This is a genomic window from Microbulbifer maximicatervae (SeqCode) (assembly GCF_052468155.1).
This window is the reverse complement of the sequence record NZ_CP174335.1, coordinates 3,579,110-3,594,796: the sequence shown is the minus strand read 5'-3', so window position 1 is coordinate 3,594,796 and position 15,687 is coordinate 3,579,110. Positions and strand designations below refer to the sequence as shown.

Here is a 15,687-nt window from a genome sequence, read left to right as displayed (position 1 = left end):
TTCAGGTAATTTTACTTTACAGTGAGCGGCAAACCTGCAATTGCCAAGGTGACGCTATCAGCTCGCTCGGCTAATGCCTGATGAAGCCAACCTGCCGCATCCACAAATTCCCGCGATAACTGCCCAAGGGGCACAATACCCGAACCGACTTCATTACTGACAAAAATCCAAGGTGGGGTATTACCGTTAGCGAGAGTACGCCTCTGATCGATACATTGCAGAAGCGCCTCTTGCTCACACTCCCAAACGCCCTGATGAAGACAGTTGCTCAACCACAAAGTGAGGCAGTCCACCAGTACACAATGGGACTCAGGAGCTGTAACCAGAGCCTCGGCCAGTGCAGTAGGTTCTTCCAGGGTCTGCCAGCGATGATCCCGATCTTCCCGATGTCGAGCAATACGGGTAGACATTTCTTGATCGCCCGCAGTAGCCGTTGCCAGGTAGGTAAGTCCACCATCGCTACTGCTGCTTAGCCACTGCTCCGCGCGCTGTTGCGCGAGCCGGCTTTTTCCGCTGCGTGCGCCTCCTAGTACCAGATGTACACCACTGGTGCTAGACATCGGCAATCACCAGGGATTGACCGGTTACGGGGTGTGGCATCACCGTGACACTGTAGCCGTAAAGCTGCTGCATATTCTCCGCAGTCAATACATCCTCTGGATTTCCGTAGGCCATACTGCGCCCCTGCTTTAAGGCGAGGATTCTGTCGCTATAGCCGCTGGCATGGGCCAGATCATGGACTGTCATTACCACAGCTACGCCACTTCGCGCGAAGTCTCTTACCGCTCTCATCATTCCATATTGGTGTGCAATATCCAGGCTGGCAGCGGGCTCATCTAATAAGAGGAGCCGCTCTCCCCCATCCTCTGCCCGCCAGATCTGGGCCATCACCCGAGCCAATTGCAAGCGCTGCTGCTCGCCGCCAGATAATGTTGGGTACAGGCGCTCAGACAAATGACTAACATCCAGCGCAGCCATGGCTTCCAGGCAGATTTCTCCGTCCCGGTCAGTGCCGGTGGAATGCGGAGTTCGACTGAGGGCGACCAGCTCCAGCCCGGTAAAGGCAAATGTCAGCGGGTTATTTTGCGGCAGGACGGCAACTTGCCTGGCTCGATTGCGGGCGGACAACTTTGAAAAAGAGTTACCTTTAAAGTGGACCTGCCCGGAATCCATCCTGACTGCACCGCAAAGGGCACGCAGCAAGGTCGACTTCCCCGCGCCATTGGGGCCAATCACACAAACCAGCTCGCCGACATCTACCTCCAGGTTGATATCTTGCAACAGCGGCCGATTATCGACACTAACCGTAACTCCCTCCACCTGCAGCAGAGCCATTAAATTGCCCCCCTGCTTTTACGCAACAAGGAAACAAAGAAAGGCACCCCAATCAGTGCGGTGATCAGCCCTACCGGGATCTCCACCGGGGCAATAATGGTTCGCGCCAGGGTATCGGAAACTAGCAATAAACTGGCTCCAGCCAGGGCAGAAAGCGGCAGCAGCTGCCGGTGATCAGGCCCTACCCACAAACGCACTATATGGGGCACTACCAGCCCCACAAAAGCAATACTACCGGCTACTGCAACCGAAGTGCCCACTCCCGCCGCAACAAGCACTATCAAACGGGTTTTTACCCGCTCCACATCAATACCGAGGTGCCGCGCCTGGGATTCTCCCAATAAAAGAACATTTAGTGAGGTGCCGAAGCGGGACATACTGGCAAGCAAAGCGCCCAGCACGGCCAAAACCAGAAAAGCGCGAGGATAGCTCGCTGCATCCAGCCCTCCCATAAGCCACAGGCTCATACGGCGCAGGGTGTCATTATCGGCAAAGTACTCCATTAGCCCGATCAGGCTTGCGGAAAAAGCGGTAACGGCAATCCCCATTAGCAACATGGTGGCCACGGAAGTGCCATTAATACTTTTCGCCACTTTGTAGACCAGTGTCACCGCTAAAAGGCCGCTGAAAAAAGCAGCTATGGATACAACGGGCAAACTCCCAAACGCAGCGGCAACCTCCGCTCCTAGCAGGATGGCCAAACAAGCACCGAGAGAAGCCCCTGCGGTAACACCAATCAGGGATGGGTCAGCTAGAGGGTTTCGAAATAAGCCTTGTAACATTGCCCCGCAGATGGCGAGCACAGCCCCCACTCCAGCCGCCAACGTCGCTCTCGGTAATCGTATTGCCTGAACAATATCCCCAGCGAGTCCACCATCGCCCTGGCCACTGATCGCGGCAAATAGTTGTGAGGGTGAGAGATACACTGCACCTATAGCAACGGCAGCAGAAAAACTAAGGGCAAGTGCTGCAGGCAGTAACCACCAGGCAATATTTAATGCTTTGATACGGGTAACAGTCACTGGGTACCCTCTTGCAGCGCTGCCGTCTCCCTGGTTCCCTCAAATTGCTCGAGCCAGTTTCCCTGGATATTCTCGGCAATAGTCTCAGCCAGCCTGTCCAATTGTTGCTGCCGCTGTTCACCCACATCCAACGGCGTAGAGTCTTTCAACCCACCCCAGGCAAAAAGTGCGCTCAGCGCTTCGGGTGAATCGAACAGCCCATGCACGTAGGTCGCGAATATCTGTCCATCAGCACTTATTGCACCATCAGGCCTGGAATTTCCGTCTTTATCACAGATATATACCGCCGGAGTTTGCAGAGCTACACCTTCTGTTATACCACAGTGGATTTCATAGCCCTGAACAGGAGTAGCTTCTTTTACTTCATTTTCCAAAGCTAAAAAGCCGGTAATATTTTTCAGTGCTTTGACTGGTTGCAATCGAGTTGTGAAATCCAGATAACCCAAGCCCGGTTCGTTGCCCGGGGTATCCTCTACCCCATCCGGGTCCTGTACCTCGCTCCCCAGCATTTGCAAACCACCGCAAATACCCACTAGTTTGCCGCCATAGCGCAGATGCCGATCCAACTGTGCAGGCCAATCGTTTTCTTTTAAGTAAGCCAAGTCTGCCCGCACATTTTTACTGCCGGGAAGAATAATCCAGTCGCACTGTGGGACTGGTTCACGGACACTGACAAATTGCAGATCGATATCCGGATGCAACCTCAGCGCATCAAAATCTGTATGATTGCTTATGCGCGGCAATACCGGCACTACCACTTTCAATCGAGCATCAGCACCGCTCTGTTGGGTGCTAATGGCATCCTCCGCGTCAAGGTATAGGTCATGGAGATAAGGTAAGACTCCGAGAACTGGCTTGCCGGTATACTCCTCTAACCAGTCGAGCCCCGGCTGAAGTAATTGCAGATCGCCACGAAAGCGGTTGATCACAAAACCAACGACACGCTCTCGCTCTGAGGAAGACAGCAATTCGAGGGTGCCTACCAAGTGGGCGAACACGCCTCCGCGATCGATATCAGCAATCAGTACAACCGGGCAATCAACAGCCTCGGCAAAGCCCATATTGGCAATATCGTTTTCCCGCAGGTTAATTTCTGCCGGGCTGCCAGCCCCTTCAACTAACACCAGCTCATATTGATCATCGAGCCGTGCGAAGGAGTCCAGCACTGCATTTTGCGCGGTGGCTTTGTAGTGGTGGTAATCCAGCGCCTGCATATTCCCCAACACTTTACCCTGGATAATAACCTGAGCCCCGGTATCTGAAGCGGGCTTAAGTAACACCGGGTTCATATCGCTGTGGGGGTCGATCCCACAGGCCTGGGCTTGCAGCGCTTGTGCCCGCCCTATCTCACCACCATCCACCGAAACGGCACTATTGAGTGCCATATTTTGCGGCTTAAAAGGTGCGACACTGACTCCGCGCTGGGAAAAGTAACGAGCGAGCCCGGCCACCAAAGTACTCTTGCCAGCATCGGAAGTCGTGCCCTGAACCATCAACACGGACATAGTGAAAACAACCTAGTAATCTACGCCTTTGCGGGCTTTGATGCCCGCTTTAAAAGCATGCTTAACATCTTTCACTTCAGATACCGTATCCACTAGCTCCTGTAGCGCACTACCACCACCTCGACCAGTTACCACCAAACTCTGTTCCTGTGGCCGCTGGGCCAGAGTCTCCAATACTTTGGACTCATCTAAGTATTTGTAAGCGAGCATATAAGTGAGTTCGTCCAACACCACTAAGTCATAGGTGGTATCGGTGAGCATTTTTTCTGCCTCTGCCCAGGTTCTCTCTGCAGCAGCAATATCACTGGTGCGATCCTGAGTATTCCAGGTAAAGCCAGTACCCATTTGATAGAGAGTAACTTCCGGGCAATGGTTTTTAAGGAAAAGCTCTTCCCCAGATTGCTGTGCGCCTTTAATAAATTGCACTACACCCACTTTCTGCCCGTAACCCAGTGCGCGTATCACCATGCCGAAAGCTGAGCTCGACTTCCCTTTGCCATTTCCGGTGAGCAGGACAGCAACTCCACGCTGGATATCGGCTGCTGCAATGTTGGCATCAACCTTCTCCTTGTGTTTTTGCATTGCCTGCTTGTGCTTGGCATTTCGTTTTTGCTCGTCTTCCGACATGGCCACCTCGTTCAAGAACCTATAAAAGAAAGTGCTTTAGAAGCTGAATTCCACACCAGCATAACCGGCGAGGCCCGCAGTGTTATAGCCAGTGACTTCCACATAATCTTCGTCGGTAAGGTTTTCACCGCGAACAAATACCGTCGTGGCGTTGTTCAGCTGATAACGGACACTGGCATCCAGCACTTGATAATCATCCAGCGAAGAGCCATCGCTATCTACCACATCCGCACTGGAACGCAGGTTCATAACAAGGCTCAAGTCACTAGTAGGCTTATAAGTGAAGCCGAGATTCGCCAAGTGCTTGGGACTGCGGGCTCGGGGAGAATCATCGGCTTCTTCAGCATCGGTGTAGGTGTAATTGGCAGAGAGCAATAGACTGTCAGTCAATTGCGCTTCGGCAACAAACTCAGCACCTTGGGACACGCTTTCTCCACTGCTTTGCAGGTAACCTGTGTAGTCGACCATATCGAATCCGATTTCATTCTCAATGACCTGTTTAAACAGTACGAACTCCAGGTAGAGAGAGTTTTCACCAAAGTATTCAACACCAAGATCCAGGCCTCGGCTCTCTTCCGGCTTAAGAGACGGCAACTCTAATGGAGTAAAAGTTAACCAGTCGAATGCGGTAGCGTTGTAGTCAACTTCATATAAGCTCGGGGCACGGAAGCCAGTGCCGTAACTACTTTTTATTTTTACCGTACCGTTGGCAACATCCTCAAATAAATAGGCTGAGCTGGCGCGGAAGCTGTTGTAGCTGCCAAAATCAGAGTTATTGTCATGGCGAAGGCCAAGGGTGATATAAGCCTGATCGGCATAGCTTCCCTGATATTCGGAATAAACTGCCCACTGATCCCGATCCAGGTCTCCCGAAGTATCTTCACGATGCTCTACCCCGTAGACCATTCCATGTTCGCGACTAAACCCGTAGGAACCGGTGAAGTTCAACTTTTCGATATCACCTTCCGCTTCATAAAAGGGCACGCCTTCACTGATATAGGTACGCTGCAAATCAGAACGCGTATAAGCCAACTCCTGCTGACCATCTTCGCCTTTATGAGCTAAGCTGACACGAACACTTTCCTGGCTGAAATCAAAGTTACAATCATCCTGAGAGGGCCAGCCGCAGCGATCATACTCACCTGAAGCATCGGTATCCCGCGCCACAGCCTCAAGTCGCCACTGCTCAGAAATATTCCAACCTACACGGCCATGCAAGGTTTCATTATCGTAACCGTCGTCATCTCTCAATTCCGTGTCATAACTACTGGTATTAAAACCATCGGTTTCTGCCGCCGCTGCAGAAATAAAATAATCCAGTGCTTCATTGGCTCCGCTAGCGCTGGCATTGTAGCGTTCAGTATCGAAGCTACCGCCCTCGGCAGACAGCTCAAAGCGCTGTCCTTGATCTTCGCGACGAGTTGAGATATCCAGCACTCCACCGGCATCGGCCCCGTAGAGCATTCCCTGCGGGCCACGCAGCAGTTCCACACGCTGTAAATTACTGCTCATAATATGTTCAATATGAGCACCGGCCTGAAGGCCGGTTGGGTCAGAAATATCAATACCGTCTACCTGGACCAAGGTTCTGAAACCAGATTCTCCACGCACCCTTAAGGAGGTAGTCTTGCCCATACCCCCTGTATTGGTAACAGACACAGAAGGCACACTGCGCAGAACATCGGCAAGGGACACCAATCCCCGCTCTTTTAGCTGCTCTTCATCCAATACAGTTACTGAAGTAGCTACCTGGCGCAGCGGCTCGCCCTGACGGGAACTCACAACAACCACGGTTTCCAGGTCCGGAATTGAAGATTCGGTAACAGTGGATTCAGCAAAAGACGGCGCGCTCACGGCTGACAGTACAGCCAGGCTCAATATAGATTTTTTCAAGTTTCAACCCCTAAGACAAAAGCACATGGGATCGAGGGAGGAATAGCAATGCGGCACGCCGAAGCGCGAAAGATCGTATTGCAAGATGGTAGCCCTCCGCTCCATCGTGTTTAGAAAAGAGGCCGGTATCGGGCTTACCACTCAGAATACAGGTGGATCACCGTTGCGGGGGCAGCGCCGGATTTCCGGACTTCCCGTTTAACCTTCTCAGCCAATTCAGGGCAGAAGGCACCTCTAATCGTGGTCGCGAAACTAGTGGAAAGGTACCGGAAAGTCAACCAAGGGCTTACAAAAAACGAACAGTAATTAGGGAAAAAATCTTTAACAAGACAGCTATACCTAAAGCGGGACTAGACAAGACACACGTTAACAAAAGCCACCCTAGATATCGACGCCTCCTAAAGACCGCAACACAATCAAGTGCAAACTTCCTTGTTACCATACCCTCCCTTTTAGCCAGTCTATAACCAGCAAAAGCAATAGGATAAATGGCGCCATAGATGTGGCGACAAATGCAATAACAATAATAAGTTGGAAATAACCAAGACTGATTATCATAGTTCCGTTAAGCGATTTTATCTCTCTCCTTCAGGCATACCCAATCAAACTTATTTTTATTTGACAGAACCCCAATCAAGCACACGATCAATGAAACTCCGGTTGAGACTAGTGCAGCCACGTAGAATCCAATTAAAAAATAGGCAGTAAGTCCAATGGTGCTACCCAAAATCATCGCCATGCTGGCAGCCCAGCCAGGCAGTCGCATGTAATAAAGCCCAAATACAATAGGCCAAATGGTACTGGAAACGAATGCACTGATGAAGTTCAGAACTTCACCCAAAGTCGATATCCTAGGCAAGCAGACTATCCATGTAAAAAATCCAAGGGCCAATATAAATATTTTTTTAACAACAATTAACCCCCTATCATCCAGTTTTGAGTTAATCATTCCTGCATAAACATCTTTTGTTAGCAAATCACTTGTTGCAGCAAGCAAAGAGTCTAAGCTTGACGCAATTGCAGCAAAAACAACAACAAAAATTACTGCTGCACCGACCCCCCCCAAGATACTCGCAGCAATTAACGGTCCAACCATATCTGCTACAGGCGGGTAAACACCAATAAGCGGAGCGACCAGAGCAACAAACCCTGCTGTAATAGGAATGGGAAACCACAAAAAACCGGCAAGTAAGAAGGCCTTCTCCCCAACACCGCTTTTGAAAGAAAAGGCCCGAGACCACCAGACATTGGAGTGGAATATTTCACCGACCCCAAAAAAAAGACTATTAAAAAAGAACATAATAGCCGCCGGGAAAATTAAATTTAAGAGCTGCGGACTCAGATCTTCTAGGGCATAATAAATTGACTCCAAGCTCAACTTATCAATGCAGGCATAACCAACAATAATCAACCCAAGCAATATTACAACAGCCTGAATAAAGTCAGTAGCGATGATTGCCTTAAGCCCGCCCAGCATTGTGTAGAACACACAAATAACAAGAATCACTGTCACCCCTAGCGCGTACCCCAAATCGCTTAGAGCAGATAACAACACTCCGCCAGCCATACCTAAACTGACCATCCAACCTAATGCATAACAAATCGAAACTATAAGAAAAACGCCCCAGGCAAAACGTCCATACCGCAATCTGAAAAAGTCACCGCAGGTAAATCCACGAGGCATCAACCGCCGGATTCGCTTTGCCAGAGTGGCAAAAAGTATCAACCCTGTTGCCGCCATTGAATACCCTAACATCCCCCAAACCCCAAACTGATAGGTTAGTTGAGGAGCAACCAAAGTTGTATTACTGGTTATCCAGGTTGCGAGAGCCGTAGAAGAGGCCAAAGCAAAACCAACATTTCTCCCCGCCAACATATACTCTTCAAGTGATATGCTCTTCCTTCCAAGCCACCAACCCATCAGTATCCACCCTCCCCCAAGGATGATTAGAATTGTCAATGCTGTAGTTGTAGAAATTGCAGTCATACACCCCATCCGATCTAAATGTAACTATTATCTAATCCACCCTGAGCAATATATAGAAACAATTAATATCAAAAAAAGAAAAGCTCCAGTGGCAAATAGAATTAATGCAACCACAATATTTCTATGGACTACATCAACGCTTACCACGTTACTGAAATACCTCCCTTCCTGACCTGCCAACCTGAAATAATAGTAGCCACTCTCAAAACCACTTAAGGCAACTTCACCTTCTTTAGGTAGCGAATAGGTCCTTTCTATATCACTAAATTCTTTGTCTAAACTAAGCTGTAAAATGTAAGTCGTATTTTGACTTACCCCCTGCCACTGAAAATCAAAAAAGCCTTCAGTTGACAACTGCTGATATGGTTTAAGCGTCAGCTTTCCCTCATCACAAATCGCGCCACAACATAATATTACCCCAAAAAACACGAACGAAGCTTTTGTATAAAAATTAACGGAATAAAGCATTTGCAACCGCGCTGGCATATATATCAACACTTCACTTTCTTTTAGCCGCATCTACACAATAGCCTTTAGGCCAGCCCCATCAAGCAGAATTTAAGTTACTAAAGCGCCATTCAGATGCAATCCTCTTCAATATAAGCCCACTACAAGAAGGTTTACATCTCTTACCCCTACTTAATCAAAACTTAACCACAATAGACTACACATGTAGCCTGCAAGACTAAATTTTCAGTCATCCTTAACATCATGAATATTTCGACCTCTGAACAAGTAATCCTTGAAGCACTCTGGAAAGGTCACCCTCTTACAGTAGAACGGATTATTGAACGGGCACAAGAAACGCCTGACTGGCATCCAAATACTGTAAAACCGATACTGAACAGGCTTGCAACCAAGATAACTCTTGAGAGAAGCAAAGATGGCAGACGCTATTTTTACTCTCTTGCTATTTCGAGGGATGAACTTGTTGAGGGGGAAACTAACAGACCCCTGTCACATTTTTTCAATGGCAAAATGGCTCCCCTGCTTGCACACTTCGCCCAGCATAAAAAGATATCAACATAAGAGTTAAAAGAAACTGCAAACAAACTGAAGAAGAAAAATTATTGAGTGGCTATATTAAACATCAGTTAAAATCACTTTTCTAATTGGTTTAGTTCTATTGATAAAAGGTTTGATCCGGCGTTATCCGGGCGCACAGATAGCATTCCTACTCTGGCTAATTCCTTTGGTTAGATGCTTCATGTGGCAAAAACCAGAAGTCGGAATTACACTTATTGAGTGTCAAGCCGTTTCAGCTGATAACATTTCAATAAAGATATATCCTAATCCAAATGTTACGGTACTTACTCCCGACTTTTATTTAATCTGGGTTTGGTTGATCGGTTTCTCTGCCTGGGTGATCTATAGACTTTTTTCTATACGCACACTTAAAAATCATTTAAGCAAAAATCGACAATCTATTTCGGTAGAAGAGATTATCAGAATTCATAAACCATTAGCACTGAAAGCCCACGCCATATATAAAACACACACCTTCCGCTCCATTTGTTACAGGCCTATCAAAGCCTGCAGCATACTTACCGGATGATTTCTATTCACGATATAATAAAATTCAGCAACGCTGTATTCTTGCCCATGAACTCTCCCAAATAGAACGTAAGGATTTATGGGTTCAATTGGTCTATGAAATCGTCCGTGCCGTATTTTGGTTCAATCCACTAATTCATATGGCTGCACCAATAATCCGAGAAGACCAGGAATTGGCATGTGACCATCGAACTCTAAAAAATAGCAGTAACAATGAACGCTTAGAATATGTTCGCGCATCAACAAAACGTTTATACGCGAACATCCTCCCCTCCACCATGGCATTTCTATTAAACCAAAAAGAGAGATTTATCATGCTTGAAAAACACCACAGCTCAACAGTAAAAACAACATTGGTGGCCTTCTTGTCCTTACTATAGGGTTTATTGGTCTAACCTAAACACCACATGTAGTAGCTGATGACTCATCTTGGCCAAAGGAAACCATGCAACTTAACTTTGAGGAAATCCCGCTAAGAGAAGTGACTAGAATGATTTTCAATTCCGCCGATCAAGATGTTGTCGGTATTGAACAGTTGTCAAATCAAAAGGTTACAATCAAAATTTACTCTGTAAGACCGTATCATGCGGCAATCACTTTATTAAGGTGTTATGAATTCAAAATGGAACAACGCGACAATCAATACACTATAATTCAAGAGTCTTCAATTATTACGTTTCACAGTTCACCTAAAACCTGCTTTAGTTCAGAGCTCGGCTAAATAGGAGCAAGAGGCCATCAGCTATAGGCAAGATATATATTAATAAGCAATTAAATACAGCTTTAAAAAGGCGCAATTAATAAACCACTCCCTATAACCATTATCAAATACTGCAATCCAATCCGCGAAATATTTATCGGTATATTGACGAAACAATGAAAACATCGAAGATGCATTTATTTATGTAGATTACAGCCACTTCCATCATGGATAATTACATTTTTGTCAACTATTCCAGTGAGAGCATGATATGGAGCCGAAGCGCGAAAGATTTCATTGCAAGATGGTAGCACTCCATTCCATTATATTTAAAGAAAGAGGCCGGTATTGGGCTTAACACTCAAAATACTGGTGGATCACTGTTGCTTGGTCAGCGCCGGTTTTCCGGACATCCCGTTTAACCTTCTTAGCCAATTCAGGGCATAAGGCACCTCTAATCGTGAACACGAAATTGGCGGAAAGGTACCAGAAGGTCAAATAACACTAATCAAATGAAGAGATACAACTGGGAACAGTTTTTATTAAAGCGCCATAATTCAATTTTTAATAGGGGCCTCAAAATAATTCTACAGTATATTGCAGGCATTGATGGTCGCAGACATTAGGCGCAGCATGCAACGAATGCCAACAGGGTCACAGTGCAGCAACTGCGGACTTCAAGGCTTCCCTATGGGACTTTCGAGGCATCACAAAATTGTCCACCCCCTAGATATTCATGTGGAAGCACTGAACCACCTGGTTATTAGAGCCTATCACTCCCAGAACTTGATCGTAGTCCCTACCTAGATTGCCATTTAAAACTACCCGGAGTATTGACCTTAAAGGAATTCAAAAAGTATTACCTAAGGTGATAAGTATCAGACAAGATAATTACACCCACTAATTCTCAATATCTATATAGGGCAACCGACACTAAACATTTCCATATAAATATTAAAAATCAACACCAGCACTTCCCGGGCAAAACTAACCTCATAGACCAAGGGAAACACCCAAAGACTTATAAAAAAATATAATTACAACAATCTCAAAACTCCAAATAAATATTTGGAAAAAACAACCACATAAAGCAGAATTGTTGCTGTAATAACAACCACCCACTTTAACCATAAAACTGCATTGAAGACTCTAAACAAACCATTTCAGGACACCTAAAAAACAAGGATAAACTAAACCCACTAATACCCTATTACATGGAAGGAATCATCAATGAATATCAAATTATCTAAGTCTTTGACTGCGCCCATCTACTTAATGGTAAGCACTTCAGCCGTTATACTTTCCCCTCAATCACTTGCCGTTGAATGTTTTGATACTATTAATTCACCTACCACTCTTACAGAAAATTTACTATGTGAGTTAACGCCAGAAAACCCTTACGCTTTAACCATTACCGGCCCCTCAGGAAACCTGTATATGTCAGGTGATGGCGGAATCACATGCATCGGCGGAGCTGGAGAAACTGGACAATTTGGTATAATGGTTGAGGGTACCTCTCGTCAAGTTATCGGTGGGAGCGTAGAGAATTGTCCAGGGGGCATTCTGGTAGCCGGCTCCGGCTTACACTCAATTCTTCACACACAAATCACTAATTTTCTCCTCGATGACGGAATCAGAGCAGAGAGTAATAACAATCTAATACAGGGCAATATTATTACTAGTAATGGGGCGGATGGTGATGATGGCATAGATGCCAGTGGCGACTTCACTACAGTAACACAAAATACAATTAATGGGGCAGGTGACGAAGGAATAGAAATTAATGGCGCCTCAGCCTCTATCATCCAAAATTATACTGCAGGCAGTGACGATGACGGAATTGATCTAAACAGATCTGGAGCAACCATATCATTCAATATTTCTGAAAACAATGATGGTGGCGGAATCGTCATTAATGGAAACAACTCTTATATATCCCAAAACATTGCCTCCAATAATGGTGATGATGGTATTGAGATCTCCGACAGCGGCTCTAGCAATACAATCCTCCAAAACACAGTCCAATATAATGGTGACCAGGGAATATATATAGAGCAGTCAGGAAGTGTCGACAATGTAATTCGAGGCAATATATCTACAGATAATGTTGGTTTCGACTTGCTGGACCCATTTGCCGATCCCACCTGCACTAATTTAAATAATACTTGGAGCTCCAATACAGCCAATACTTCCGACCCTGACTGTCTTCGATTCCTCTAGCGTATCAAATAACTGTGCTTGTAGATAATCCCTACATTTACAGCGTGGGCGATCGATCATGGGGGTAGACAGTGGAAAAAAGAAATTTAATAGCTGTGGATTGGCAACTTCCAGAGTTATGTATATTAGACAAGCCTACCCCCTAAATATAGGTACATTCAAATCCTAAAGAGCGATAATGAACCGAATAAAACCGATAACAATAATCACCCTAAATCTACTGAGCATTGAATAAAATACACAACCGTGCAATATAGCTGTAACACTAACCACATGTTCCGGATCATTCGATATGGAGAACAAACTCCTACCATTTCCCAAGCACCAACCTGACAAGTCCGTCGTGGGGCTACCATGGCGGCATGAATTGTAACCAAGGTCGTCAGGTCCGTAGAGAAGGCAAGTGCCTAACAACATATACTCTTTAAGAGAGAAACATCTCTATTAAAGCCACCAGCCGAACACTATTCACCCCAAATGACCAGGATAAATAGTGCAAGGTTAGAGGGAATTATAGTCATACGATTACCCAGGATTACCCAATTTTTCTGGGAGGGACCTGAACAATACCACATTGCGAAATTGGGCTTTTGACGAATATACCAAACTAAAGAAATTAGGACCATCTTCGAAATCGTGAAATGCAATTTCACTTTCTTTAGGCAGTGGATAGTCGCCACCAGCTTCGAGAATCACGAAGCCCAACTAAGCTGCAGAATATATCCACCCTCTTCAAGTGTAGCTGCACTCCAAATACAACTACGTATCAATCATTAACGGAACCTTCGCACTACTCAATTCACGATAAAATACTACCTCAAAGGCAACCCAAACTAAGCTATTGATATTCCGCAATGACCTACAAACATGCCTTATTCATCCAATATAATATTAAAGCCACCATAGATTAATCTCTTACCATCAAATGGCATGGGGTTTTGATCTGGGCTCATCCTCGGATCATCCATAACCGCCTGCCATCCAGAGTCTCGAACCGCTTTAGAAGGCCAGAGGACCCAGGAGAACACTACAGTTTCATTGCCAGCACACTTTACGGCCAAAGGAAAAGAGGTTAATTCGCCTTCTGGAACATCATCACCCCAAGTTTCAACAACCTTTAGAGCCCCCTGCTCTTTAAATACCTCTGCAGCAATTTTTGCATGCTTAATATATTCTTCTTTATTATTTGAGGGTACAGCTGCTACAAATCCATCTGCATAAGACATTTTTAACTCCCCGGTATTTTCTAATTTGATAAGTTACTATTGAAATTAAATACAGATTTGCAAAGCACTTCTACTGCCCTGATCTAGTGATAGCGATATCTCTCTATCACCAACCTTTCTTACACCCTACATAGAGCACAAAATCAAATGCTATCACTCTTTTCTCTTGAGGTATCTTCCAAACCTCCTTAGCCTTACGGTAGGCCCGCTCCATAAATTCACCACCCATGCCATCTATACATCTCCGCACGGCCGAAAAAGTATGTATAAAATTAAAAAACTCATTCAGGTCCCAGACTGCTTCCATAGTTGGCTTCGAAACCTGTATAGCACTAAAAGGAAAGTCTATATCCTTAAAGTGATTCCAGAGCAATTTGTTTTGTGGAGCCCAGCACGTCTCTATTGGACCCAAAATAAGTTCATTGAATATTTGAGCCAGATCTCCATCTAAGACTGGCCAGTTATAGCCCCAAGCTGAAAAAATACCTTTTGGCTTCAAAACCCTTAGAACTTCGGGCCAAAAATCATCAAGGTTAAGCCAATGCAACGCCTGGGCCACACAAACCAAATCACAACTCTCATTTGCCAAGTCACACTGCTCAGCAGGTCCTACTTGATAGTGAATATTAGGGTGGACTTTAGCCGCTTTTATTGGCTCGGCGCTAATATCAGTTGCGTACACACTACCAAATAGTTTAGCCAATCCTATCGCTGCCTGACCACTACCGCAAGCACAATCCCAGGCAAGTTTATTTGATGGAGCCAAGCTTGAGAGACACTTATAAAGCTCTGGAGGATAGGTTGGCCTAGCAGTCTTATAAAGCTCACTCTTGCCACTGAATAATTTGTGATGGTGCATTTCTGCCCCCGACAAATAAGGTTCTTTAAGCAGCCGCGGCAAGATAATATATATGAGCTACTATAGCTGCACCTCTTACCCTAGCTCTTAGGTCAAAATCAAAAAAAATATTATTCTTATTTATTAGCAGCTGGGACCCCCTCCAAGCATTACCCTACCAATAACTTCTTGAAATGCAACAATTCATGTGAGACCAATACTGGCGCGATAGTGGACATCAATACTCCTGCCCAATACCAACAAACCACAAAATAGCGATACCTTGCCCTTCCGAGACATAATACGAGCATCATCTTCCAGGTAAAAACTTGATAGCTACGATATCACGTATAATTTTCCGCCACTAACTATGCAGACCAAATACACATTAGGAGTCATAATAGAACTTCGAAACAGCAATAGCACAAAATACTCTAAGAGCTTTTCTTCAACGGCCTTCTAAACAGGCGAAACATAGTCCTCCATCCAGGGCCAAAAATAAGCCAAAAAAATAAGAGTGCTTTGAAAATATCATCCCACATATAAAGTGCAAATGATTTATCTAGATTACCGATCATTCATGTCATTGCTCGAATGAGAGCTAGGGTGATTACGCAGGCTAACAGTGTTTTTATAAATACAATCAATTCATACCTTAACTTGGGCCAACCATAGTCGGGACTAGCCGGCTTGGACTCGCCGGTAAAATGCCTAGCAAAGATCATATCGGCCCATTGACTCAAATTACGACCAAAGACAACTGATAAAGCAATATAAGCA

At 45.7% G+C, this 15,687-nt stretch carries 13 protein-coding genes and 1 riboswitch; of the genes, 3 read left to right on the top strand and 10 right to left on the bottom strand.

Going from position 1 to position 15,687, the window contains the following annotated elements:
- Positions 1–11: 11 nt before the first annotated feature.
- The 8 genes from cobU to ACJJIY_RS15325 all read right to left on the bottom strand — a co-directional run bounded on the left by cobU (position 12) and on the right by ACJJIY_RS15325 (position 8,888).
- On the bottom strand, positions 12–560 hold the full coding sequence (gene cobU, locus ACJJIY_RS15360) for a bifunctional adenosylcobinamide kinase/adenosylcobinamide-phosphate guanylyltransferase (protein ID WP_444928000.1): 549 nt from the start codon (positions 558–560) through the stop codon (positions 12–14).
- Positions 553–1,335, bottom strand: coding sequence for a heme ABC transporter ATP-binding protein (locus ACJJIY_RS15355; RefSeq protein WP_445358240.1), 783 nt, complete (start codon positions 1,333–1,335; stop codon positions 553–555). The genes cobU and ACJJIY_RS15355 overlap by 8 nt, the downstream gene beginning before the upstream one ends.
- Positions 1,335–2,357: a FecCD family ABC transporter permease gene (locus tag ACJJIY_RS15350; RefSeq protein ID WP_445358239.1), complete on the bottom strand. Its 1,023-nt coding sequence runs from the start codon at positions 2,355–2,357 to the stop codon at positions 1,335–1,337. Before ACJJIY_RS15350 ends, ACJJIY_RS15355 begins: the two co-directional genes overlap by 1 nt.
- On the bottom strand, positions 2,354–3,862 hold the full coding sequence (locus ACJJIY_RS15345) for a cobyric acid synthase (protein ID WP_445358238.1): 1,509 nt from the start codon (positions 3,860–3,862) through the stop codon (positions 2,354–2,356). The genes ACJJIY_RS15350 and ACJJIY_RS15345 overlap by 4 nt, the downstream gene beginning before the upstream one ends.
- A 12-nt stretch (positions 3,863–3,874) precedes the next feature.
- The gene (gene cobO / locus ACJJIY_RS15340) at positions 3,875–4,489 is read right to left on the bottom strand and encodes a cob(I)yrinic acid a,c-diamide adenosyltransferase (protein WP_413662193.1); all 615 of its coding nucleotides are present in this window, start codon (positions 4,487–4,489) and stop codon (positions 3,875–3,877) included.
- Positions 4,490–4,525: 36 nt separating this feature from the next.
- Positions 4,526–6,382 (bottom strand): TonB-dependent receptor plug domain-containing protein, encoded by a 1,857-nt coding sequence (locus tag ACJJIY_RS15335; protein ID WP_445358237.1) that lies wholly within the window; start codon positions 6,380–6,382, stop codon positions 4,526–4,528.
- A gap of 103 nt (positions 6,383–6,485) precedes the next feature.
- A riboswitch (cobalamin riboswitch) is annotated at positions 6,486–6,633 on the bottom strand.
- 314 nt (positions 6,634–6,947) lie between these two features.
- Complete coding sequence (locus tag ACJJIY_RS15330) at positions 6,948–8,369, bottom strand: sodium:solute symporter family transporter (protein WP_445358236.1); 1,422 nt, start codon at positions 8,367–8,369, stop codon at positions 6,948–6,950.
- 27 nt (positions 8,370–8,396) lie between these two features.
- Positions 8,397–8,888 (bottom strand): hypothetical protein, encoded by a 492-nt coding sequence (locus tag ACJJIY_RS15325; RefSeq protein WP_445354061.1) that lies wholly within the window; start codon positions 8,886–8,888, stop codon positions 8,397–8,399.
- A gap of 192 nt (positions 8,889–9,080) precedes the next feature.
- Between ACJJIY_RS15325 and ACJJIY_RS15320 the strand changes: the two genes are divergently transcribed.
- The 3 genes from ACJJIY_RS15320 (at position 9,081) to ACJJIY_RS15310 (ending at position 12,843) form a co-directional block, all read left to right on the top strand.
- A complete protein-coding gene (locus ACJJIY_RS15320; RefSeq protein WP_445354060.1) occupies positions 9,081–9,398 on the top strand; it encodes a BlaI/MecI/CopY family transcriptional regulator in 318 nt (105 codons plus the stop codon).
- Between the two features lie 458 nt (positions 9,399–9,856).
- The gene (locus ACJJIY_RS15315) at positions 9,857–10,303 is read left to right on the top strand and encodes a M56 family metallopeptidase (RefSeq protein WP_445359677.1); all 447 of its coding nucleotides are present in this window, start codon (positions 9,857–9,859) and stop codon (positions 10,301–10,303) included.
- 1,550 nt (positions 10,304–11,853) lie between these two features.
- Positions 11,854–12,843 (top strand): right-handed parallel beta-helix repeat-containing protein, encoded by a 990-nt coding sequence (locus ACJJIY_RS15310; RefSeq protein WP_445358235.1) that lies wholly within the window; start codon positions 11,854–11,856, stop codon positions 12,841–12,843.
- A gap of 872 nt (positions 12,844–13,715) precedes the next feature.
- Here the strand turns inward: ACJJIY_RS15310 and ACJJIY_RS15305 are convergent.
- Both ACJJIY_RS15305 and ACJJIY_RS15300 read right to left on the bottom strand, forming a co-directional pair.
- Positions 13,716–14,069 (bottom strand): DUF1428 domain-containing protein, encoded by a 354-nt coding sequence (locus ACJJIY_RS15305; RefSeq protein WP_445354058.1) that lies wholly within the window; start codon positions 14,067–14,069, stop codon positions 13,716–13,718.
- 106 nt (positions 14,070–14,175) lie between these two features.
- Positions 14,176–14,928 (bottom strand): class I SAM-dependent methyltransferase, encoded by a 753-nt coding sequence (locus ACJJIY_RS15300; RefSeq protein ID WP_445358234.1) that lies wholly within the window; start codon positions 14,926–14,928, stop codon positions 14,176–14,178.
- Positions 14,929–15,687 lie beyond the last annotated feature (759 nt).

Bases quoted from the DNA above. Each gene is read 5' to 3' on its own strand.
- cobU (WP_444928000.1), bottom strand. From the start codon at position 560: ATGTCTAGCACCAGTGGTGTACATCTGGTACTAGGAGGCGCACGCAGC.
- ACJJIY_RS15355 (WP_445358240.1), bottom strand. From the start codon at position 1,335: ATGGCTCTGCTGCAGGTGGAGGGAGTTACGGTTAGTGTCGATAATCGG.
- ACJJIY_RS15345 (WP_445358238.1), bottom strand. From the start codon at position 3,862: ATGTCCGTGTTGATGGTTCAGGGCACGACTTCCGATGCTGGCAAGAGT.
- cobO (WP_413662193.1), bottom strand. From the start codon at position 4,489: ATGTCGGAAGACGAGCAAAAACGAAATGCCAAGCACAAGCAGGCAATG.
- ACJJIY_RS15330 (WP_445358236.1), bottom strand. From the start codon at position 8,369: ATGACTGCAATTTCTACAACTACAGCATTGACAATTCTAATCATCCTT.
- ACJJIY_RS15325 (WP_445354061.1), bottom strand. From the start codon at position 8,888: ATGCGGCTAAAAGAAAGTGAAGTGTTGATATATATGCCAGCGCGGTTG.
- ACJJIY_RS15320 (WP_445354060.1), top strand. From the start codon at position 9,081: ATGAATATTTCGACCTCTGAACAAGTAATCCTTGAAGCACTCTGGAAA.
- ACJJIY_RS15310 (WP_445358235.1), top strand. From the start codon at position 11,854: ATGAATATCAAATTATCTAAGTCTTTGACTGCGCCCATCTACTTAATG.
- ACJJIY_RS15305 (WP_445354058.1), bottom strand. From the start codon at position 14,069: ATGTCTTATGCAGATGGATTTGTAGCAGCTGTACCCTCAAATAATAAA.
- ACJJIY_RS15300 (WP_445358234.1), bottom strand. From the start codon at position 14,928: ATGCACCATCACAAATTATTCAGTGGCAAGAGTGAGCTTTATAAGACT.